Origin of the sequence: Bifidobacterium breve DSM 20213 = JCM 1192 (genome assembly GCF_001025175.1) — a bacterium.
Lineage (GTDB): Bacteria > Actinomycetota > Actinomycetes > Actinomycetales > Bifidobacteriaceae > Bifidobacterium > Bifidobacterium breve.
On the sequence record NZ_AP012324.1, the window covers coordinates 253,021 to 274,406 of the forward strand.

General features: G+C 59.6%; 15 protein-coding genes and 1 tRNA gene. 10 read left to right on the plus strand and 6 right to left on the minus strand.

Annotation, left to right across the window (positions count from 1 at the left end):
* The first annotated feature begins 110 nt into the window (after window positions 1-110).
* A complete protein-coding gene (gene gndA / locus BBBR_RS00955; protein WP_003828082.1) occupies window positions 111-1,565 on the plus strand; it encodes an NADP-dependent phosphogluconate dehydrogenase in 1,455 nt (484 codons plus the stop codon).
* Window positions 1,566-1,765: 200 nt separating this feature from the next.
* On the opposite strand, the gene BBBR_RS00960 is transcribed toward gndA, so the two are convergent.
* From BBBR_RS00960 to zwf, 3 genes are all read right to left on the minus strand, one after another.
* Window positions 1,766-2,608 carry a 6-phosphogluconolactonase gene (locus BBBR_RS00960; protein WP_003828084.1) on the minus strand — a complete coding sequence of 281 codons (843 nt, stop codon included), beginning with the start codon at window positions 2,606-2,608 and terminating at the stop codon, window positions 1,766-1,768.
* A gap of 122 nt (window positions 2,609-2,730) precedes the next feature.
* Window positions 2,731-3,753 (minus strand): glucose-6-phosphate dehydrogenase assembly protein OpcA, encoded by a 1,023-nt coding sequence (locus tag BBBR_RS00965; protein ID WP_003828085.1) that lies wholly within the window; start codon window positions 3,751-3,753, stop codon window positions 2,731-2,733.
* Window positions 3,750-5,288, minus strand: a complete 1,539-nt coding sequence (gene zwf / locus BBBR_RS00970; protein WP_003828086.1) for a glucose-6-phosphate dehydrogenase — start codon at window positions 5,286-5,288, stop codon at window positions 3,750-3,752. Before zwf ends, BBBR_RS00965 begins: the two co-directional genes overlap by 4 nt.
* A 475-nt stretch (window positions 5,289-5,763) precedes the next feature.
* Here zwf and BBBR_RS00975 point away from each other — a divergent pair, with 475 nt between their 5' ends.
* The 3 genes from BBBR_RS00975 (at window position 5,764) to BBBR_RS00985 (ending at window position 9,205) form a co-directional block, all read left to right on the plus strand.
* Window positions 5,764-7,455, plus strand: coding sequence for a serine hydrolase (locus tag BBBR_RS00975; RefSeq protein WP_025341534.1), 1,692 nt, complete (start codon window positions 5,764-5,766; stop codon window positions 7,453-7,455).
* A gap of 82 nt (window positions 7,456-7,537) precedes the next feature.
* Window positions 7,538-7,610, plus strand: a tRNA-Lys gene (locus BBBR_RS00980).
* 74 nt (window positions 7,611-7,684) lie between these two features.
* Complete coding sequence (locus BBBR_RS00985) at window positions 7,685-9,205, plus strand: C69 family dipeptidase (RefSeq protein WP_003828090.1); 1,521 nt, start codon at window positions 7,685-7,687, stop codon at window positions 9,203-9,205.
* Between the two features lie 64 nt (window positions 9,206-9,269).
* Here the strand turns inward: BBBR_RS00985 and BBBR_RS00990 are convergent, their stop codons facing one another.
* Both BBBR_RS00990 and BBBR_RS00995 read right to left on the minus strand, forming a co-directional pair.
* Window positions 9,270-10,304 carry a glycosyltransferase family 2 protein gene (locus BBBR_RS00990; RefSeq protein ID WP_003828091.1) on the minus strand — a complete coding sequence of 345 codons (1,035 nt, stop codon included), beginning with the start codon at window positions 10,302-10,304 and terminating at the stop codon, window positions 9,270-9,272.
* Window positions 10,305-10,327: 23 nt separating this feature from the next.
* Window positions 10,328-11,158 (minus strand): TetR/AcrR family transcriptional regulator, encoded by an 831-nt coding sequence (locus BBBR_RS00995; RefSeq protein WP_003828092.1) that lies wholly within the window; start codon window positions 11,156-11,158, stop codon window positions 10,328-10,330.
* Window positions 11,159-11,242: 84 nt separating this feature from the next.
* Here BBBR_RS00995 and ftsY point away from each other — a divergent pair, with 84 nt between their 5' ends.
* The 4 genes from ftsY to BBBR_RS01015 all read left to right on the plus strand — a co-directional run bounded on the left by ftsY (window position 11,243) and on the right by BBBR_RS01015 (window position 16,609).
* Window positions 11,243-12,508 carry a signal recognition particle-docking protein FtsY gene (ftsY, locus tag BBBR_RS01000; protein ID WP_003828093.1) on the plus strand — a complete coding sequence of 422 codons (1,266 nt, stop codon included), beginning with the start codon at window positions 11,243-11,245 and terminating at the stop codon, window positions 12,506-12,508.
* Window positions 12,509-12,815: 307 nt separating this feature from the next.
* A complete protein-coding gene (locus BBBR_RS01005) occupies window positions 12,816-14,111 on the plus strand; it encodes an ammonium transporter (protein WP_003828095.1) in 1,296 nt (431 codons plus the stop codon).
* A gap of 1 nt (window position 14,112) precedes the next feature.
* Window positions 14,113-14,451, plus strand: coding sequence for a P-II family nitrogen regulator (locus tag BBBR_RS01010; protein WP_003828096.1), 339 nt, complete (start codon window positions 14,113-14,115; stop codon window positions 14,449-14,451).
* Between the two features lie 331 nt (window positions 14,452-14,782).
* Window positions 14,783-16,609, plus strand: coding sequence for a [protein-PII] uridylyltransferase family protein (locus tag BBBR_RS01015; protein WP_025262711.1), 1,827 nt, complete (start codon window positions 14,783-14,785; stop codon window positions 16,607-16,609).
* A gap of 78 nt (window positions 16,610-16,687) precedes the next feature.
* Here BBBR_RS01015 and BBBR_RS01020 read toward each other — a convergent pair whose 3' ends face one another.
* Entirely contained in the window at window positions 16,688-18,058 is a 1,371-nt protein-coding gene (locus tag BBBR_RS01020; RefSeq protein ID WP_003828099.1) for an MATE family efflux transporter, read from the minus strand.
* A gap of 382 nt (window positions 18,059-18,440) precedes the next feature.
* Between BBBR_RS01020 and dnaB the strand changes: the two genes are divergently transcribed.
* Together dnaB and BBBR_RS01030 are read left to right on the plus strand one after the other, a co-directional pair.
* Entirely contained in the window at window positions 18,441-19,901 is a 1,461-nt protein-coding gene (gene dnaB / locus BBBR_RS01025) for a replicative DNA helicase (protein ID WP_014483383.1), read from the plus strand.
* Between the two features lie 2 nt (window positions 19,902-19,903).
* Window positions 19,904-21,331, plus strand: coding sequence for a Mur ligase family protein (locus tag BBBR_RS01030; protein ID WP_014483384.1), 1,428 nt, complete (start codon window positions 19,904-19,906; stop codon window positions 21,329-21,331).
* Window positions 21,332-21,386: the final 55 nt, after the last annotated feature.

Sequence of the window (21,386 nt, forward strand, 5' to 3'; positions counted from 1 at the left end):
TGACAGGGAGGCCGCCGGTCGCGCCACTGCCGGGGTCTTGGTCTCGGTTGCCGACGAACCGGTTGAGCGGGCAATCACATATTGCCCACCTGTAAGGAAAGGCAAGGCACATGGCCGAAGCTACGGCAAACATCGGTGTGATCGGACTGGCTGCGATGGGTTCCAACCTGGCGCGCAACCTGGCACACCACGGCAACACGGTGGCATTGTTCAACCGCCACTACTCCCGCACCGAAAAGCTGATGAATGAGCATGGCACCGAAGGCAACTTCGTGCCGGCCGAAACACTCAAGGAGTTCGCCGCATCCCTGAAGCGCCCGCGTACCGCGATTATCATGGTCAAGGCCGGTGCACCGACCGACGCGACTATCGAACAGCTGGAAAAGGTGTTCGAACCGGGCGACATCATCGTCGACGGCGGCAACTCCTTCTTCAAGGACACCATCAAGCGTGAGAAGGAAGTGCGCGCCAAGGGCTTCCACTTCGTGGGCTGCGGCGTGTCCGGTGGTGAGGAGGGCGCGCTCAACGGCCCGTCCCTGATGCCTGGTGGCACTGCGGAATCCTGGAAGACCCTGGGCCCGATCCTCGAGTCCATCGCCGCCAAGGTGAACGGTGAGCCGTGCGTGACCCACATCGGCACCGATGGTGCCGGCCACTTCGTCAAGATGGTGCACAACGGCATCGAATACGCCGATATGCAGGTGATTGGCGAGGCTTACGACATTCTGCGCCGTGGACTCGGCATGGACGCCGAGGAGATCGGCGATGTGTTCGAGGAGTGGAACAAGGGCGACCTTGACTCCTACCTCATCGAGATCACCGCTGAGATTCTGCACCATAAGGACGCCGAGACCGGCAAGCCGTTCGTGGACGTGGTCGTGGATCACGCCGGCATGAAGGGCACCGGTACCTGGACTGTGCAGACCGGTCTGGAGTTCGGTTCTCCGGTGGCCGCAATCGGCGAGGCAGTGTTCGCTCGTGCGCTTTCCTCCCATGGCGAGCTGCGTGAGGACGCTCAGAAGGAAGGACTGGCCGGCCCGAACAAGACCATCGATTTGGCTGGCGAAGACAAGGCCGCGTTCATTGAGGACGTGCGCAAGGCGCTGTTCGCCTCCAAGGTGGTGGCCTACGCGCAGGGTCTGAACGAGATTCAGGATGGAGCCAAGGAATACGGCTGGGATATCAACCTGTCCGAGGTGGCCCGTATTTGGCGTGGCGGCTGCATTATTCGTGCCCAGTTCCTGCTCGACCGTATCACCGAGGCCTTCAAGGGCGATAACCCGCCGGCCTCCCTGCTGTTCGACCCGTACTTCGAGAAGATTATCGGCGAATCGCAGGATGCATGGCGTCGCGTGATCGTGCGCGCTGTGGAAGCCGGTATCCCGACCCCAGTGTTCTCCAGCTCCCTGGCCTACTACGATGGGCTGCGCTCCAAGCGTCTGCCCACCGCCCTGACCCAGTCCCAGCGCGACCTCTTCGGCGCCCACACCTACGGCCGCGTAGACAAGCCCGGCGTGTTTCACACTTTGTGGGCCGAAGAGGGCAAGCCGGAAATCGAAGCGTAGCTTCGGAATTTCCGGCTTAGGGGAGCCTGGTGGGCTCCCCGGCCCTCTTCGGAGCGAGGCGGCTATGCCGCCGAGCCAACACTGAGCCTCGCCGCAGGCAAGTCCCTAATTGCAGGGCTGGAGGCGAAGAGGGCAAGCCGGAAACCGAGGCGTGACGATATAGCTAGGCTCCCCTCAGAGAGGGGAGCCTAGCTACAGCTTTACAGCTTAGTGACGGTTTCTTCCGTGGAGAACCAGATGAATTCGTCCACTCCGTTGGCGTAGGACGACGGATAATTCGGATTATTCGGCTTCGAAAATACGTGTGCCAGCGAATCGACCTTACTGGCACCGGCAGCGAAGAACCACGTGCGGCGCGAACTCGCAATCATCGGAGCCGTCAAAGAAACACGCAACGGCGGCATCTTGGGGGAGTGATTCACACCCACAGCCAGCCGGTCGGTGACTTTAACCTCATCATGGCCGGGGAACAGCGAAGCGTAATGGCCATCTGGTCCCATACCCAGAATCATCAGGTCGATGGTCGGCTTCGGGCCAAGCTCACGGATGAGCTCGGCCTCGTAATCGCGTGCAGCGGCGTCAAGCAACGCGTCGTTGGCAGCGTCAGCGGCGGCACGAACGGCGTCGTCATCGCTTTCGGCATTGGCCATGGCGTCGGCAATCTCGTCGGTGGAACGCACGTCGGCTGCCATCTCATGAATATTCGACTCGGGCAGCTTGCCGTCGGCCACCAGTTTGTCCAGTAACAGTCGGCGGGCTTCCAGCGCATTGCGGTCGGTATCGTACGCCGGCACAAACCGTTCGTCACTCCACCAGAAATGCACGCGAGACCAGTCAATCGCCTCGGCCAGAGGATCATCCAGTACCAATCCCAGTGGTTGCGCGGCCGAGCCGCCGGACAGCGCCACATCCACGCGCGTGCGATGCGTACTATCCGGCAGCCTTTCAGCAAGCAGATCAAGCAATGCCAGCGCAAACCGCTGCGCGCCGGCCTGAATCATCAGATCCTTGTCTGGATAGACGACAAGTTTACGAGTTGCCATAAGTGTTCCTTCACGTAAAAAAGACCACCCTCAGTCAGCTCCCGTCAGCGGGAGCCAATATGCTCCTCCCGCTGACGGGAGGTGGTACGAAGTGCTGGAGGGTGGTCAAATGAATATGCTCATCAGTGACGAATCAGATCCCAGCCCTTATTGATGACATCGGCGTAAATCTCATCCGGATCGATGCGACGCAACTCTTCGGTGAGGCAGTCCTCAATCGTGCGTACGGGAACGGAAATCGTCTGCGGAGCCTGCCCCGGCATGGAAATCAGTGCCTGATCCTCATACGGGCGTTCCAGTGACACCACGCCGTCATCGCGAGTCAGGTACACGCCGGTCACAGCCTCGGCATCGGGTACGAATTCGGTTTCGACTGGTACTCCGAGCTTGAGGTGCAGCCATGCGCACAGCAGTTCCATCGGCAGGAAGTCGGCCTTGCCGGTCACCTTGGCAGCAGTGATGGGCAGGTGCGGCGGCTGATCCAGCATGGAGGCGAGCATCGCGCGCCATACGGTCAATCGGGTCCAGGAAAGATCGATGTCTTCTGGAGTCCAGTTGCGGCGCAGGCGTTCGATCGTTGCCTCGGGATTGTTGGAGTTCAGGGCGTCGGTGATACGGCTGCGGGCCATCGCACCCAACAGATCCTTGGAAGGATTCGACGGTGGCGTGGTCGGCCACCAAGCCACTACTGGTACATCCGGCACCAGCAGAGGAATGACCAGAGTATCCGGGTGATTGATCAGGCCGTTGCGCGGGCGCAGAATAATAATCTCGCCGGCACCGGCATCCGCGCCGAAGCGCACCTGGGCGTTCAGATTGGAGTCATTCGGGTCGGCCGAGCCGTCCGTCAGGTCGACTGCCGGATTATCGCGGTTGGCGCTGACCTCGGCGGCGACTTCACTGGCATTCGGCTCGTCGTTGGATTCGCTGCTGTGCGCGGTATCGGGCACAACGGCGATCACGCGGCAAGGATGCTCGCGGCTGGCCGAATTGGCCACCTCAAGCGCGTGCTCCAGGTTGGTGTCGTCGGTGGCGATCAGCAGCGTCAATACACGGCCGGTCGCCGATTCGCCGCGCTCCTCGTGCAGTTGCTCGATTTTGTGCGCAATCTCGCGGGTGCGAGTGTTCGGCATATCGATGATCATGGCATCCTCCAGTGGCGGCCGTCGCGTTCCAGCATCTCATCGGCCTGTGCCGGTCCCCACGTACCAGCGCGGTAGGCCTGCGGCTGGCCGAGCGTGGCCCAGAATTGTTCAATCGGATCGAGGATTTCCCAGCTCAGGTTCACCTCTTCGGTGGTCGGGAACAGAGGCGGATCGCCGAGCAGCACGTCCAGAATCAGTCGCTCATAGGCTTCCGGCGAGTTTTCGGTGAAGGAGCGGCCATAGCTGAAGTCCATGTTCACGTCACGGACCTCCATGGTGGAGCCGCCCGGCACCTTGGCGCCGAAGCGCATGGTGACGCCTTCATCGGGCTGCACGCGAATCACGATGGCGTTCTTGCCGAGTTCGCGCACGGCGGTCTGCTCGAACGGCAGGTGCGGGGCGCGCTTGAACACCACAGCGATTTCGGTCACGCGCTTGCCCAGGCGCTTGCCGCAGCGCAGGTAGAACGGCACGCCGGCCCAACGGCGGGTGTCGATGTCAAGGCGGATGGCCGCATAGGTTTCGGTAGTGCTGGAGGGGTCGATGCCCTTCTCCTCGAGGTATCCGACCACTTCGTGCGAACCCTGCCATCCCTTGGCGTACTGGCCGCGTGCGGTATTGGCGGCAAGATCCTTGGGCAGACGTACAGCGGAGAGCACCTTGGTTTTCTCGGCGGTCAGATCCTTGGCGGTGAAGCTCACCGGCTCTTCCATGGCGGTAAGGGCCATGAGCTGAAGCAGATGGTTCTGGATCACGTCTCGTGCGGCGCCGATGCCGTCGTAGTAGCCGGCGCGGCCGCCGATGCCGATGTCTTCGGCCATCGTGATTTGCACGTGATCCACATAATTGGCGTTCCAGATCGGCTCGTACATGGCGTTGGCAAAGCGCAGAGCCAGCAGGTTCTGCACGGTTTCCTTGCCGAGGTAGTGATCGATGCGGAACACGGAGTTCGGGTCGAATACTTCGGAGACCACGCTGTCGAGTTCCTTGGCGCTGGCCAAGTCATGGCCGAACGGCTTCTCGATAATCACGCGGCGCCATGCACCTTCGGACGAACGAGACAGGCCGGACGTGGCCAGCTGCTTGGCCACTTGCGGGAATGCGCGCGGCGGCACCGACATGTAAAAGGCATGATTGCCGCGCGTACCGCGGTCGCGATCAAGCTCCTGCACAGTGGCGCTTAGACGCTCAAAAGCCTCGGGGTCGTCGAACGTGCCCTGCACAAAACGGATGCCGGCGGCCAGATTGAGCCAGGTCGATTCTTTGAACGGGGTGCGGCAATGTGCCTGAACCGCGGTCTTGACGAATTCGATGAACCGTTCCTGGGTCCAATCGCGGCGTGCAAAACCGGTCAGGCCGAAGCTCGGCGGCAATAGGCCACGGTTTGCCAAGTCATAAACGGCCGGCAATAGTTTCTTTTGTGCCAGATCACCCGTGACACCGAAAATAACGAGGCTGCACGGGCCGGCGATGCGGGGCAATCGGAGGTCGCGCGAGTCGCGCAGGGGATTGCTCCAGTTGGGGGATTCACTCATGATTATTAAGGGTAGTCGCCGGAGGCTATCTATCGCTAGAGGCGATATACGATGTGGGCTGCGATTTATCGCACGTTTGTGAAGTGCGGGCGGGGTAGGAACGGGGTGAAGGCGGGAGTCCAAGCGATGACGCGGTTCGAGATGTGCGCGTGAACACCGTGCAGGCATATCAGCGTGCTGCCAGCATTTTTTCCAGTGTTCGTGCGAGTGTTCCAAAGATTGGAATCAGGGCTTTTCCATGTCAGCCCATTGGGAGAAAATGCATATGAATTAGTAACACAGTGTCAACTTTAGATGTGAAGTAATTATTATCATGCCTCGATCAGTGTCTTCGTCGTCGTATCCTCATGAGTCTTCGAGGCATGCCTCCCACGCTGCAAAGCCGCATCGCCCACATCCACAGCCGTGTAAGCCTCGCCAGCTGCGCCTTGATTGGCAGGCCCTGCTGCGCTTCTTCCAGAATCTGAGTGAGCGGTTGCCGCAACGTCATCACGGCAAGGTCAAGATACTTAAAGGTTCCGTATACACACGGCGTCGCATTGTGGTGGGCTGCTTGGGCGTGCTGCTGTTGGTCGAATTGTTCCAGCTGCTCTGGCCGTCCGACAAATTCTTCCCGCTCGCCACACTTGACGGTCATGCCGTGGGTGGGCAGAGTTCGCAGCAGGCTGCTGAGACGCTTAACGCCGCAACATTGAAACGCACAGTAAAGCTGACCGATAAAACCACAGGCACTACGGTGTCGCTTACTGCCAAGCAGGCCGGCATCACGGTGGATTACACGGACCGGGCCAAGGCGGCGGCCAAGCATTCCGTGGTCAAGCGCATTGTTCCGTTCTCCTGGCTGTTCGTGCACAGCACCACATCCGATTCCCTGCCCGATGCGCTGGGAACGTCCGACAAGCAGGCGCATGAGGATATGCGCAATGCTTCGGTGCAAGGAACAAAGGGCGAGCTCAAGATAGTCAGCGCGGCACCCGGCTACACCTTTACTCCTGCGGATATTCGTTCTGCCGCTGGATCGAGTTTTTCCAGCAGCGCTACCGGCGACTTGGCCGCGGCAACCATCGAGATGGGCATCGTGAGCCCCACAGTCTCTGACGACACCGCCAAGCAACTGCTTGACACTTTGAATAAGGCGCTGAGCAAGGATGTCACGTTCACCTATGAAGACGGCACATGGACAGTGCCGGCCAAGAAAATCATCAATACTGTCAGTACGACAGTGAATGCGCAAGACAACACCAAGCTGGACGTTACCATCAGCGAATCCAAATTAATGCGGCAGCTCAAATCCAAAGGAATCGCTCTCAAGGTGGCAAAGAAAGCCGCTGACGCCGGTGTCACACCTGCGACGATTGCGGTGAAAGGAAGCGCCTATCAAGTCATAGACGCGAGTGCCACGGCGGCATCGCTGTCAGGCATGCTGGCCAGCGGGCAGAATGCGCCGGTTGCCATTTCAACCAAGGACTTCAGCAACGTTGAGTTGTATGAAGGTCTGCCCGCCAGCGGCACCATTGAGGAAAAGCTCCAGCAATTGTTCGGCGATGCCGATTATGAGGTCGCCGTCTACGACCTGAAAACCGGCAAATCCAAGATCCAGATTGACGCGGATACCGCGATGACCTCTGCCAGCACGTACAAGCTGTTCATCGCTTATTCGATGATCCATGCTGTGGAAACCGGCCAAGTCACGTGGGATAGCGCGCTCAATGGCATGACGCTGAGTTCCTGCATGGCCACAATGATCATTAATTCCGACAACAGCTGCCCGGAAGCGTGGCTGGCCCGTTACGGCTTCAGTACTGTCGCCCAACAGGCGCATGATATCGGAGCCGCCAACACCAACTTCGTGCCGTACGGCATGACCACCACCGCCAACGATTTGGCCACAGTGCTCAAGGGCTTCTACAGCAACTCGATTGCCTCTCCGGATTCCACGGACCAGCTGTTCTCACTGATGGAAACGCAGGTGTACCGCGAAGGTATTCCTGCGGGCATAGGCTCGGACGGCGTGGTGCAGGACAAGGTCGGCTTCATGGACGGTTTGCTACACGATGCCGCAATCGTGCGCTCCGATAAAGGCGACTACGCGATGGTCATTATGACCGACGGCTCGAGTTGGAACAAAATCGCCCAAGCCAGTCTGCTGATTTACGAGTCTTTGTGAGTTCTGAAGGCCTGCGGCTGCTGCTGGTTTTCGCAACGCCGTAGTTGAAATATCCCAAGACGGTGTGTAGTTTAGTAGAGTTGCCCCTCTAGCTCAACGGTTAGAGCAGCGTCCTTTTAAGTCGTGGGTTGTGGGTTCGAATCCCACGGGGGGCACGAGTGAATCCTTAGAATCGCAATGGTTCCAAGGATTTTTGGTTCGACCAGCCCGGCTCCTAGAGTGGTACTCCATGTCATGCACCACGATTCTTGTCGGCAAAAACGCCAGCTACGACGGTTCCACCATCATCGCCCGCGACGACGATTCAGGCTCCGGCCGTTACGATCCCAAGCGTTTCGTCGCCGTCGCCCCTGAAGACCAGCCGCGCCACTACCGCAGTGTGCTCAGTCACGTCGAAATCGACCTGCCGGACAATCCCTGCCGTTACACCATCGCTCCCAATGTGCTGAACAATCGTGGTGTGCTGGCCGAGGCCGGTGCCAATGAACACAATGTGGCAATGAGCGCCACCGAAACCATCGCCGTCAACGAGCGCGTGCTTGGAGCGGACCCGATGGTCGAGCTCAAGCCGGCCGTTAGCGAGCCCAACAGCCCCGATTATCAAGCCGAACAGCCGGGCGGCATCGGCGAAGAGGACATCATCACCCTCGTGCTGCCATATGTCGCCACCGCTCGTGAAGGCGTCGCTCGGTTGGGCGAGCTGCTTGGAACTTATGGCACCTACGAATCGAACGGCGTAATCATTTCTGACGTAGACGAGATTTGGTACGTCGAAACTATCGGCGGCCACCATTGGATCGCCCGCCGCGTGCCCGATGATTGCTACGCCACCATCCCCAACCAGCTCGGTATCGATGATTTCGACCTCGCGGACGCATTCGGCGAACGGCGTGAATACATGTGCAGCGCCGACCTGCGCGAGTTCATGGCGGTGCATCACCTCGACCGCACGATGGGTGCGACGTCGGGCCGTTTCAACCCGCGTAAGGCCTTCGGCGCCGCCACTGCCAAAGACCATATTTACAACACGCCTCGCGCTTGGTACATGCAGCGTCATCTCAACCCGAGCGAGGACTGGGATTCGCCGTCCGCCCGCTATACGCCTGAATCCGATGACATTCCGTGGTGTCGCGTACCGGAAGACAAGGTGAGCCTTGAGGACGTCGATTTCCTGCTGTCCTCACACTTCGAAGGCACGCCATACGACCCGTATGGTACGACCGGTACGTCGGAATCGCGCCACCGGTACCGTCCGATTGGTGTGAACCGCACCGGCCATATGGTGGCGATTCAGATTCGTCCGTATGTGTCGGCTGCCAATCGCACGGTGATGTGGGTGTCGTTCGGTTCCGGCCCGTTCACTGCTGCTGCGCCGTTCTACGCAAACGTCAACGATACGCCTGCCTACCTGCGTGACACCACGCCCGAAGTCTCCACTGGCAACCTGTATTGGACGAACCGCCTGATCGCCGTTGTGGCCGACGCGCACTGGTATGAGACGAACCGGTTCATCGAGGGCTATGCCGAGGGTGTGCGCGCGTTCGGTCACCAGCTTGTCGAACGTACGGATGCTTCGTTGGCCGCTGGCGGTGAGGTCGCGCACGATGTGCCGACCGTGTTGGAGCAGGCCAACGACGACATGGCCGACTACCTGCGCGAACACACGACCAAGCTGCTGAACGACGTGCTGTACACCTCCAGCAACTTGATGCACAACAGTTTTGCAATGTCCGACCGCTGGGCCGAGTAGCAAAACATCGGTTGGTAATAGTTATGCCCCCTGCTTGGTGTGTCAGCGGGGGGCAAACCTTGGCCTAGTTGAAGCCGACGATCCGCTCGGCGATGAGATAGCCGTTGCGCACGATCCAACGGCCGGGTTTGCCGGGCAAATTGAGCGCGCGGGACATCAGTTTGGCGCGCACATCCTTGCCGATGGCCGGTGAATAGGCGTCAATCGCGTCCCACAGCTCGGTTTTCTTAACATAATTGGCCGGATCGCGCGAAAGGATCAGGAACGCCGAGGTCACGCATGACTCGATTGCCAGGAAGTGAATCATGTACCGGTACAGGCCTTCCGGCACTGTGCCGCGTTCGGGCGTGGCCTCGGTCATCAACCGGTTGACGAGCCGCAGCTGGTCCACGCGGCGAATCATCACGTCGGTCTGCACGCTCTGGCCCTCACGCCCGATGAAGTAGTGATAGAACGGCACATCGAGATACTGGATGCGCTTCACCCACGGGAACGGCTGGTACGAGTAATAGAAATCGACGTAGAACGTGTGCTCGGGCAACTGCAGCCCGGAATCGCGCACCACCTGCGTGCGGAAAGTGAGCGCATGCATGATGATGTACTGAGCCAGGCCGAACTTGCCCAGATCATCCCAGCCGAGCACGCGGCCGGTCTCCATCACATGACGGAAATTCACCACGATCTTGTGGCGCTTGGTCACTTTGTCATACACATAGTTGGTCACCAGCATGTCGATCGGCTCGCTGGCCTCACGTTGCGCGCGCAACGTGGCCAGAACCGTGTCGATGGCCTGCGGGTCGACCCAATCGTCCGCATCCACCACCTTGACATACATGCCTGTCGCCGCCGCGATACCGGTGTTCACCGCGCCGCCGTGACCCTTGTTCTCCTGATGAATCGCCCGCACGACGCCTGGATTGGTGCGTTCCAGCTTACGCGCGTACTCCAGCGTGCCGTCTTTCGAACCGTCGTCCACAATCAGCACTTCGAGGTCGCGGGTGTCGCTCGCCGAAAGCAGCGAGTTCACGCAACGGTCGAGATAGGACTCCATATTGTATGCGGGGATTACAAAGGTGAGCGTCTTTGCCGTGTTGGTCATGAAAGCCTTACGTCCTCACATATTTAGTCGTTCTGTTCAGTTTCCTGTTCAAACCGTAGCACTTCGGCTTCCGGCTCGGCAGAGTGTTGCGCAACCTGCTTCCCTGAACTCACATTCTGCAACCCTGAATCTTCCCTGAGCGTGTGGTCGAGGTCCGTCTGCTTTAAGGGCGATGATGCCTCGCCGTCCGGGACCGGTGTTTCGGCATCGATCCCGCGTTTGGCCCGGCGCTCGGCCTCCTTCCGGGCCTTGACGCCTTCAAACAACAGCTGCGGCTTGGAATCGAGCCGGCTCAGGCCATGCCATGCCAGGTCCACGATGTACGCGGCCAGCTGCTCCTTGCTCACCTTGGGCCGGTCGGCCCAGTACTGGCCGGTGAACACGGTCATGCCCACCAGCATCTGTGCGTAGTATGGCACGCCCTTAACGGAGAGCTTCTGCCGTTTGAATGTTTCGGAAAGAATATCTTCAACGCGCACGGCGATATCGCCCAACAGCGAGCTGAACGAGCCGGACGGATCGGTGCTGGGCGAGTCGCGTACCAGCACCTGGAATCCTTCGGCGTTCTCTTCGATATAGGTGAGCAATGCCAGTGCCGTACGTTCCACAATCTGGCGCGGATTTACGGTCGGGTCATCCAATGCGGCTTCCAGCACACTGGTCAGCGCTCGCATCTCACGATCCACGATTACGGCGTACAGGCCTTCCTTGCCGCCGAAGTGCTCGTACACAATCGGTTTGGACACCTTGGCGTGTGCCGCAATCTCCTCGACGCTCACTGCCTCGAAGCCTTTGGCGGCAAATAATGCCCGCCCGATTTCAATCAGCTGTTCGCGCCGCTGCAGCGATGTCATGCGTGAAGAATGTGCCATAAAACTCCAGCTTAGTCGGCGGCTGGAATCGGCGGGGATTCCGTCTGCGGGCTAGACTTGGCAGATATGGATATGAATACTGTGCTCGCCATTGCTGGCGTGATTGTGGTGGCGATTGTCGTAATCGCCCTGAGTGTGTGGCCGGGCAAGTCCCGCAAGCGCGATTTGGATCGTGCGATGGGCAAGACTGCTCCCGATGATAAGCGCACCCGCGATGCCAAGGCCGCTGCCGATGCGCGACTGACAGCGGAAGCTGAGGCTGCCAAAGAGAGCGAGAAAGCCGGAGGTGCTGCGGCCGGTACCGCTGCGACGGGCAAGTCCGCTGCGGACGCCGAATCCGTTAGCCCTGCTGCCAAGCCGGCTGCGGCCGAGTCCACACCCGAACCCGCCAAGACGGAAACTCCGGAATCAGTCGGCTCCCGCCTGACCCGGCTCAAGGCCAAGCTCGCCAAATCCGGCAATCCCTTTGGCAAAGCGCTGTTCGACATTTTGGCCAAGGACAACCTGTCTGAGTCTGATTGGGAGGATGTCGAAGACACACTGCTGCTGGCGGACGTCGGCGCCGAGGCCTCCGCGCAACTGGTCGACGATCTGAAAACCGATGCCCGCATCACGGGTAAGGCCGACCCCGCCGAGGTGCGAGCCACGTTGAAGGACAAGTTGCTTGACCTGGTTGGCCGTGACACGGATCGTCGCCTCAATGTTGAGAAGCCGGGTGCCAACAAGCCCGGTGTCATCATCATGGTCGGTGTTAATGGCACTGGTAAAACCACCACGGCTGGCAAGTTGGCACGACTGTTCGTATCTGAAGACAAGCAGGTTATCATGGGCGCCGCCGACACCTTCCGTGCCGCTGCCGCCGATCAGCTTGAGACATGGGGCGCGCGCGTCAACGTACCGGTAGTCCGCGCCGACAAGGACGGTGCCGATCCGGCGTCCGTCGCGTTTGAGGCATCCGCCAAAGCCAAGGAAGCGAATGCGGATGTGCTCATCATCGACACTGCAGGCCGTCTGCAGAACAAGGCGAACCTGATGGACGAGCTCGGCAAAATCCGTCGTGTCACTGAGAAGAACCTGCCGGTGGACGAGGTGCTGCTTGTGCTTGATGCCACCACCGGTCAGAACGGTATGGCCCAGGCCAAGGTGTTCGCTGAAGCCATCGGTATCACCGGTGTGGTGCTTTCCAAGCTTGACGGTTCCGCCAAGGGCGGCATTGTGATCAGCGTGCAGAAGGAGCTCGGCGTGCCGGTCAAGCTTGTGGGTCTTGGCGAGGGCCCGGACGATCTGGCGCCGTTCGATCCCGAAGGCTTCGTAGACGGCATTCTCGCGTAAGCCAACGTCCACGTTGTGAGAGCGCAAAACGCGCGACTTACCTATAAACCAAGCCCCGAATCATGCTCGAAACATGGTCGGGGCTTCGTCATATCCGTTGGAATCGCGCCAAAATTTCCCCGAGCGGTCGCACGTACGCTTCCAGCCACGCTTAACAATCGCGTAACTTGTCGTAACGAAACCAAAACGCGACCGGCTTTAACTGACGAACTGTTAGCCCCCATAAGGGGGACGGCATTGTAGAGACAAAGTCGACGCCGGCTGCGCAAAGCCCCCGGTGCCCTGAACGAAAGAGAGGGAGGTAGACATGGGAGCGATTGATTCCGGCAACACCGCATGGATCCTGACATCCGCGTCCTTGGTTTTCCTCATGACGCCTGGTGTGGCGTTCTTCTACGGCGGTATGGTTCGTGCTAAGGCCGTCCTGAACATGCTGATGCTTGAGGCGGCTGCCTTGTCAGTCACCATGATTATCTGGACCCTGTGGGGTTGGTCGATTGCTTACGCCGGTTCCGACATCGGCGGCATCTTCGGCGATCCGGCCAGCGGCTTCCTGCTGAAGGACTCCATGGTGGCTCAGGATGGCGTGTTTACCGCCACCGGTCTGAACGGCAACAACTACCCGGTTTCCGTGGACGTTGCCTTCCAGGTCGCTTTCGCGATGATTACCGTCGGCCTGATCTGCGGCGCCATCGCCGAGCGTGTGAAGTACAGCACCTGGATGATCTTCGTGGCGCTGTGGGTCACTTTCGACTACGCTCCGATGGCCCACATGGTCTGGAACGGCGGTCTGCTGTCTGCTGACGGCGCCATCTCCAAGGCCATCGGCGCCGCCGCCCACGATTTCGCAGGTGGTACGGTCGTCCACATCAACGCCGCAGTTGCCGCCCTGATTATCGTGCTCATCATCGGCAAGCGTAAGGGCTTCGGCACTCAGCCGTTCCGTCCGCATAACGTGCCGTTCGTGATGCTCGGTGCCTTCCTGCTGTGGTTCGGCTGGTTCGGCTTCAACGCCGGTTCCGCCTTCGCCGCCAACGGTACGGCTGGTTACGCTTGGGTTTCCACTTCCGCTGCTACCGCCGCCGCAATGCTTTCGTGGGGCTTCACCGAGAAGATTCGCTCCGGTCACTACACCGCTATGGGTGCCGCCTCGGGTATGGTCGCCGGTCTGGTTGCCATCACCCCAGCCGCCGATGTGGTTTCCCCGCTGTGGGCCATCGTGATGGGCGCCATCGCTGGTGTTCTGACCTGCCTGGCCTGCGGTCTCAAGTTCAAGTTCGGTTACGATGACTCCCTCGACGTCGTCGGCGTGCATGGCGTTGGTGGTTTCACCGGCACTATCCTCATCGGCTTCTTCGGTGAAGGCACTGGTCTGCTGGCTGGTGGCGACTGGAAGCAGCTCGTCGTTCAGCTGGTCATCGCTCTTGTCGCCATCCTCTACTCCGCAGTGATCACCGCGATCATCGCCTTCGCTCTGGAGAAGACCATCGGCTGGCGCGTCACCGAAGCCCAGGAAGTCGGCGGCATCGACCTTGCCGACCAGGGTGAACGTGCTTACGATTTTGCTGGTACTGCCAGCTCCGTTCTCAAGGAGGTGAAGTGAAATGAAGCTGATCACCGCTATCATTCAGCCTCATAAGCTCGATGACGTCAAGGAGGCCCTCGCGGCCGCCGGTGTGCACGGTCTGACCGTGTCCGAGGCTAACGGCTACGGCCGTCAGCGCGGTCACACTGAGGTCTACCGTGGCGCCGAATACACCGTGGATTTGATTCCGAAGATTCGCATTGAGGTGCTGGCCGATGACGCCGACGCCGAGACGCTGGTCGGTGTGATCGTTAAGTCCGCTGGCTCCGGCACCATCGGAGACGGCAAGGTGTGGGTCGCTCCGCTTGACTCCGTGACCCGCGTGCGTACCGGCGAGACCGGTTCCGCCGCAATCTGATAAGGCGTCCGTTCCCCGGAGAGAGGTTCGGGTTATCAAATAGACAGATCCCCGCACGCTGCCGTATGGCCGTGCGGGGATTTTTGTGGTGGTTGGGGTACTTGGGCTTCAAGGGGCTGATTCATCCTGTTCCGGAGGTCTACTTCCGTTTCAAGGGGCTGTTGGTGAAGTATCCGCGCTCTGAGAATGGCGGAATGACGTAGAGCTCGATCTCCGAATAAGCTGTATACGAATTGGTGGCAGCCCCTTGAAGCGGAGATAGACCTCCGGGAAACGACAAATCAGCCCCTTGAAACGCGAAATGACATCATCATCGATGAAAGATGGAGCGATGGCGTCAGCAGTAGATGGCTTGAAGCAACGATTCATGGATATGAGCCAGCCGGATGACGCTGGCATCTACCGGAATGGTTCAGCCAAGCGTAAGGCCCGCACGGAATTGGCCATGCAGTGCCTCACCGAGTTATGGCAAGAAGCCTGCAAAGGTGTTTCATTCAGCGTGCCCGATTCCGGTATCGGCTTCGCTTCGGTCGGTTCCCTCGCCCGAGGGCAGCTCGGCCCCAGCTCGGACCTTGACCTGGTCATCATCTATGAGCCCCGCGCCCTCAACGACCAGCAACTCAATGAACTGGCCAATAAACTTTGGTACCCCCTGTGGGATAGCGGCTTGGACCTCGACCATTCGATTCGCACCCGCGCCCAGTGCGAGGAGGTCACTGATCATGACCTGCCCGCCGCCATGGGGTGGCTTGATGTCAAACCTATCGCCGGAGATACGGAACTGATACAGACCACTGCCACCTCCATCTTGGAACGATGGCGCAAGGCCGCGCGCAAGAGGCTGCCCGAGCTGCTCGACTCGGCTAAATCTCGACTGGACGAGTTCGGTCGTCTTCAATACATCAATCAGCCCGATATCAAAGAGGCCCGCGGAGGCTTGCGTGATTCGGTGCTGGTCTCCGCGCTTGCCGCTTCATGGCTGGCCGACCGCCCGCATGGCAGCTACGATGAGGCCGTTGAACGCTTGCTTGACGTTCGCGATTGCATTCATCTGGCGGCCGGGAAAGACACCAATCTGCTGCTTACGCCGTATCAGGCCAAGGTGGCTGCCATGTTGGGTCTTGCCGATCCGACGTGGCCGGAGAACGAGCGTGCCGCCTATTCCATTGACGATCTGCAGACGCTGCTCGCCCGCATAGGCCGGCGCATTTCCTTTTCGCTGGATTCCACCGCTTCGCGTGCCGAACATTCGCTCACCCATGAAAAGCCGCGATTCGCGTTCTTCCAGATGTTTTCGCAGCGCGCAGGCGGCAGACGCGAGGCTCCGCAATTCGATGTGGTGGCTCCCGGTGTGGCCAAACATGAGGGCGAACTGGTGTTGGCCCCCGGCGTCGATCCTGCCAAGAATGCGACATTGGCGCTGCGCGCGGCTGTGGCGTCCGGAGAATTTGGGCTGCCCATCAACCCGTCCACACTCGTCAACCTCAAAAACTGTCCGATTCATGACAACCAATGGGATGATGAGTCGCGCGAACTGTTCGTCCGGCTGCTGGCCTGTGGGCCTGAGTTGTTGGATGTGTGGGAGAGCATTGACTTTGTGGATATTCCCGGCCGGTGGATGCCCGAATGGCTCGGCATCCGCAATCGTCCGTCCGCTTCGGCCGCCCACCGGTACACCATCGACCGGCATATGGTGGAGGTCGCGTCGCGGCTGACCCGCGAGACGCCGTCCGGCGGCCGATATGACGACGACCATTTCAAGGCATTGCTTCTGGCGGGCATCACCCACGATATCGGCAAGCGAGCATTCGTGCGCGATCATGCCGCCGAAGGAGCTCGCCATGTACCGGTGATTCTCAAACGTATGGGGTATGCGTCGGAGATTATCGATTGGGTCACCGTGCTGGTACGTGAGCATCTGACACTATCCGAATATGCCACAGGCAAGGATCCCAACGACCCGGCCGTGGCTGAGGAACTGGCCGACCGTCTGCACCATAACAAGCTCTTGCTTGATATGCTGTTCGATCTGACCCGTGCTGATGGCTCGTCGTTGGGTGCCACCGCCGGCGAGAGCATCACCAAACAATACGGCTGGTCCAAGTGGCGTGAACAGATTGTGCATGGCATGTACGCAGCCGTGCGCGCCGTGATGTAGCAATCCAAGTCCCCTCTGACGAGGGGACTCCCGGCGCAGCCGGGTGGGGGAGAGAAGTGCGGCCGTGATTGTTGTGAACTACTTCATCCAGACGTCCGACCGCACGCGCAGTCCGTTGAACAGGCCTCGTCCGCCCATCAGCACCACGTTGAACGCTGCCCAGAGCATCGCGGTCCGTGACAGATCATTAGGCATTATCGGTGTCACGATACTGGCCAACACCAGTATCAGGGCAATATAGACCACAGCAGTCAATGTGCAGGTGCCGGCCAGATAGCGGTAATCGCGCGCACCAATCAGAATGCCGTCAATCGCCATCATCCAGCCTTGTAAGGGGAAGAACACGCCCGTAGTCACCATGCCAACGGCAATCAGTATCTGAACATGCGGCGTGGGGGAGAACAGGTGTCCGGCAAATAGTCCGACTATTGCAAAGACCACACCGATGATTGCGCCGGTCACCAGTCCTGCACGCCCGGTTGCTCGGGTCAATTGACGGGCTCGGCTTACGCTGCCCGCACCCAATGCGGTGGCCACAAGCGTTTGCCCGGCAATACCCACTGAATCCAGCATGTTCATCGCGAAATTCCAAGAGGAGTTCACCGCTTGAAAACCGGCGAGCACAGAGGTACCCATGCGCGCCGCGCAGGCGACGGTAGCCACCATCGCCGCGCGAATCGCCAGCGTGCGGATGAACAATGGTAGTCCGTCGCCGCCTGCTGCAGCGATGCCGGCAATCCGCGGTCTGAGGCTCGCTCCGTCCGCGCGCGCCCAGAGAATGGCCGGCGTGACCAGAAACAGTCCCATATACCATTGCGCTATCAGGGTCGCTATGCCCGAGCCGGCAATACCCCAGTGCAGCACGATTACGAACAGCACATCAAGTACCGCGTTCATTACGGCGCCACTCACCGCCGCAATCAGGGTGATGCGCACTTTCTGCAATCCGCGGAAGATGCCGTTCGCTGCGTATACCAGCAACATGCCAGGGGCACCCAGCACAATGGCGCGTGTATAGGCGACTGCCTGATCCAAAACGGCACCTTGTCCGCCCAGCGCCCGGCACAGCGGCTCGGCGCCGGCGAATAGGCCAAGACTCAGCACGATGCCGATGCCCAAAGCCAGCCAAAGTCCGTCGATACCGGCCTGCAAACCTTCGCGGCGGTGCCCCGCACCGAGCAGATGTGCCACTTGTGCTGTGGTTGAGTAGGCCAGAAAAACACATAGCCCAACGGCGGTCAGAATGATGGTGGAACCGATGGAGAGACCCCCAAGCGCCGTGTCTCCAATATGGCCAACGATGGCCGTGTCGATAAGCACAAAGGTCGGCTCGGCGATGAGCTGACCAAAGGTAGGCAATGCCAGCGCGATGATGCGGCGATTGACGGTTCGGCTATTGCCGTCGGCGGAGGAAGGATCTATGTGCACGCTCACACGCATACCATGCATTGTTTCATCGCGCAAGCAGCTTTAAGGACTACATCAAGTTATCCCCCCTTTGTCCACCAAGTTATCCCCCATGTGTGGATAACTCAGTGGATTATCCCCAAAGTTATCCCCCAAATGTGGATAACTTTTTTCTCTATCCACATTTCAGCTTCCGCGTGTTGCCGCGATGTCTCATTGATGAATAACTGCTGAATTGGTTGTGCATAAAAACGCATAAGCACATACCAATATGTAAGTCATCGCATCTTCCCTTTTTGCGGTGGCGAAATACGGAGTGGAGGCTTCTAGGGGCGGTATCTTCTGGCGCTCGCATATTCACGTAATTACTTCGTTACCGTACGATATCTTCCGTCGGGCGCTGCTCTCTCTATACTTGGTGGCTATGGCAGAAGGAAACGACACTTCATATCAAGGCGGTTACTCGGGCGGCGCCAGCTATCAGGGCGGCGCCGATCGTGGCAGCCGTAGCGGGGCATCCGGGGCGACAGCTGCTGGCGACCCGATTTTTGACCGCGTGCCGCCGCATGACGACGACGCGGAAATGGCCGTGCTCGGCGGCATGCTGATGAGCAAGGATGCCATCGGCGAGGTGTCGCAGACCATCGACGTGACCGACTTCTACCAGCCGAAGCATCAGACGATATATAACGCCATCATTGATCTGTTCTCCGCCAGCCAGCCGGTGGATGTGGTGCTTGTGGCCAACCAGCTGCTTGCCGATGGCAATCTTGAGAAAGTTGGCGGCGCGGATTATCTGCATAGTCTGGTGGCCTCCGTCCCTACCGCTGCTAACGCCATGTATTACGCCGAAATCGTCCACCAAAGGGCGATTCTGCGTAACGTGATTGCTGCCGGCACCAAGATTGCACAGCTCGGCTACTCTGCCGAAGGCTCACAGGCCGAGGATGTGGTCAATCTTGCCCAGTCCGAAATCTATGAGATGTCCATGGGCAAGGTCCGTCAGGACTATGCCGCCATCGGCCCGGTGGTGCATGACGCGCTCGACCAGTTGGACAAACTGCAGAACGGTCTGGTCCAGAAGGGCGTGCCGACCGGCTTCCGAGACATTGATGACGTAACCCAAGGTCTGCAGCCCGGACAGATGATCGTCGTCGCAGGACGTCCGGCCATGGGCAAATCCACGCTTGGCATCGACTTCGCCCGTGCCGCAGCGCTGCATCACAACATGACTTCCGTGGTATTCAGCCTCGAGATGAGCAAGGTGGAGCTTGCTCAGCGCATTATCTCCGCCGAGACCAATATTCCGATGGCCGCCTTGCGTCGCGCGGACGATATCACGCCCGAACGCTGGAACACGTTGAACAATTTCTGGAACAAGATGCAAAACGCGCCGTTCTTCATTGACGACAGCCCGAACATGAGCCTCATGGAGATCCGTGCGAAGTGCCGCCGACTCAAGCAGACCAATGACCTGAAGCTCGTGGTCATCGACTACCTGCAGCTCATGACCTCGGGTAAAGCCGTGGAATCCCGCCAGCAGGAGGTTTCCGAATTTTCCCGTGCCCTGAAGCTCTTGGCCAAGGAACTCGAAGTGCCGGTTGTGGCCTTGTCCCAGCTGAACCGTGGCCCGGAAATGCGTAACGACAAGAAGCCGCAGCTCTCCGATTTGCGTGAATCCGGTTCGATCGAACAGGACGCCGACGTGGTGTTCCTGGTGCACCGCCCGGACTTCTACGACAAGGAAGACCGCCCAGGTGAGGCCGACATCATCATGGCCAAGCACCGTAACGGTCCGACCGAGACCTTCCACCTCGCCTTCCTTGGCGCCACGTCCAAGTTCAAGGACATGCCGCAGGATTACAACGCCAATCAGGGGGTGTGATCATGTTTGCCACCGTGGCTGTAGGCCGATTGATTCGCTTCGCTTCCCGCATCACCAGACATGGTGGTTCGGCGTTGCCAGGCAAGGTCGTGGAGAAAATCGACCCCGGATTCTTGTCTCGCACACTGGATCAGCTGCCGCTCGGCGTGGTACTGGTTTCTGGCACGAACGGCAAGACCACCACCACCCGCATGGTCGCTTCGATGCTTTCTGATTTGGGATTGAAGGTATTCACCAATCCCACCGGCTCGAACTTCGTGCGTGGCGTGGTCTCCGCGTTGCTCACCGAGGTGAATCTTGCCGGCAAACTGGACGCCGACATCGCCGTGCTGGAATTGGATGAGGCGTATGCCGTGCATTTCGTGAAGCAGGTCAAGCCCCGTTATGCCCTATTGCTCAATGTGATGCGCGACCAGCTTGACCGCTTCGGCGAAATCGACACGACTGCCCACCTGTTAAGCCATGTGGCTGAAGCTACCACCGGAACCGTGGTGCTCAACCGCGAGGATCCGCGTATTGCAGCGCTCGCTGCCAAAGTGCCGGCCGGCACTGCGGTGTGCTACTTCGGTCTTACGGACGATTTGAAGCACTTCTTCCCGTCCGATGACGATATGGCCACGACGGTAAGTGCGGAAACGACAACCACCCCCAGTCCGACTGTGTCGGACAGCCCCCGCCAGCGGGGGCGGGAAGATGGCCTCCCGCCCGCGGGAGGTGGCGCGTCAGCGCCGGAGGGTGGTCAGCATGACCTTCCCGCCGACGTGACCCTCACCGCGGTTGGTGACCACCATGCCGCCTTCCACATGGACGGCCAAGACTACGCCACCGATGTCAAACTCGAAGGCGTCTACAACCTCTACAACGCCGCAGCCGCACTGGCTGTGGCCCGTGCGGTAATGCAAGACAACACTGCTGCCGCCAAAACCGTAGCCTCAACCAATGCCTGTGCCGTATCCGCAGACGATCTCATCGCCGCGGTTTCCCGCGTCACCCCGGCGTTCGGGCGCGGCGAGGTCATCGATGTGAACGGATCCCCGGTCGAGCTACTGCTGGTCAAAAATCCAATGGGCTTCCGTCTCTCGCTGGCCAGCTTCAGTCCGGCCGGCGCGGACACCATGATCGCCATCAACGACGAATATGCGGACGGACGCGACATGAGCTGGCTGTGGGATGTGGACTTTACCTCACTGCGCGAGTCCGGTGTAAACATGGTCTCCGGCGTGCGCGCTTGGGATATGGCATTGCGACTGGGCTACGACCAAGTGCCGGTCGCCAATACGAACACCGACCTCGAGCAGGCGGTCACCGCATTCGTGAACACCAACCCCGGCAAACGCAAACACGTCTACTGCACGTACACTGCCATGCTCAAGACCCGAGCAGTACTGGGCCGCATCACCGAAGTGCGAGACGCAGGCGTAGGCAAGTAACCACCCTCCGGCGCTTCGCGCCACCTCCCGCCAGCGGGAGAGTAGAAATAGCCCG

Coding starts and splice junctions, on each gene's coding strand:
- gndA (WP_003828082.1), top strand. CDS start 111: ATGGCCGAAGCTACGGCAAACATCGGTGTGATCGGACTGGCTGCGATG.
- BBBR_RS00960 (WP_003828084.1), bottom strand. CDS start 2,608: ATGGCAACTCGTAAACTTGTCGTCTATCCAGACAAGGATCTGATGATT.
- BBBR_RS00965 (WP_003828085.1), bottom strand. CDS start 3,753: ATGATCATCGATATGCCGAACACTCGCACCCGCGAGATTGCGCACAAA.
- zwf (WP_003828086.1), bottom strand. CDS start 5,288: ATGAGTGAATCCCCCAACTGGAGCAATCCCCTGCGCGACTCGCGCGAC.
- BBBR_RS00985 (WP_003828090.1), top strand. CDS start 7,685: ATGTCATGCACCACGATTCTTGTCGGCAAAAACGCCAGCTACGACGGT.
- BBBR_RS00990 (WP_003828091.1), bottom strand. CDS start 10,304: ATGACCAACACGGCAAAGACGCTCACCTTTGTAATCCCCGCATACAAT.
- BBBR_RS00995 (WP_003828092.1), bottom strand. CDS start 11,158: ATGACATCGCTGCAGCGGCGCGAACAGCTGATTGAAATCGGGCGGGCA.
- ftsY (WP_003828093.1), top strand. CDS start 11,243: ATGGATATGAATACTGTGCTCGCCATTGCTGGCGTGATTGTGGTGGCG.
- BBBR_RS01005 (WP_003828095.1), top strand. CDS start 12,816: ATGGGAGCGATTGATTCCGGCAACACCGCATGGATCCTGACATCCGCG.
- BBBR_RS01010 (WP_003828096.1), top strand. CDS start 14,113: ATGAAGCTGATCACCGCTATCATTCAGCCTCATAAGCTCGATGACGTC.
- BBBR_RS01015 (WP_025262711.1), top strand. CDS start 14,783: ATGGCGTCAGCAGTAGATGGCTTGAAGCAACGATTCATGGATATGAGC.
- BBBR_RS01020 (WP_003828099.1), bottom strand. CDS start 18,058: ATGCATGGTATGCGTGTGAGCGTGCACATAGATCCTTCCTCCGCCGAC.
- dnaB (WP_014483383.1), top strand. CDS start 18,441: ATGGCAGAAGGAAACGACACTTCATATCAAGGCGGTTACTCGGGCGGC.
- BBBR_RS01030 (WP_014483384.1), top strand. CDS start 19,904: ATGTTTGCCACCGTGGCTGTAGGCCGATTGATTCGCTTCGCTTCCCGC.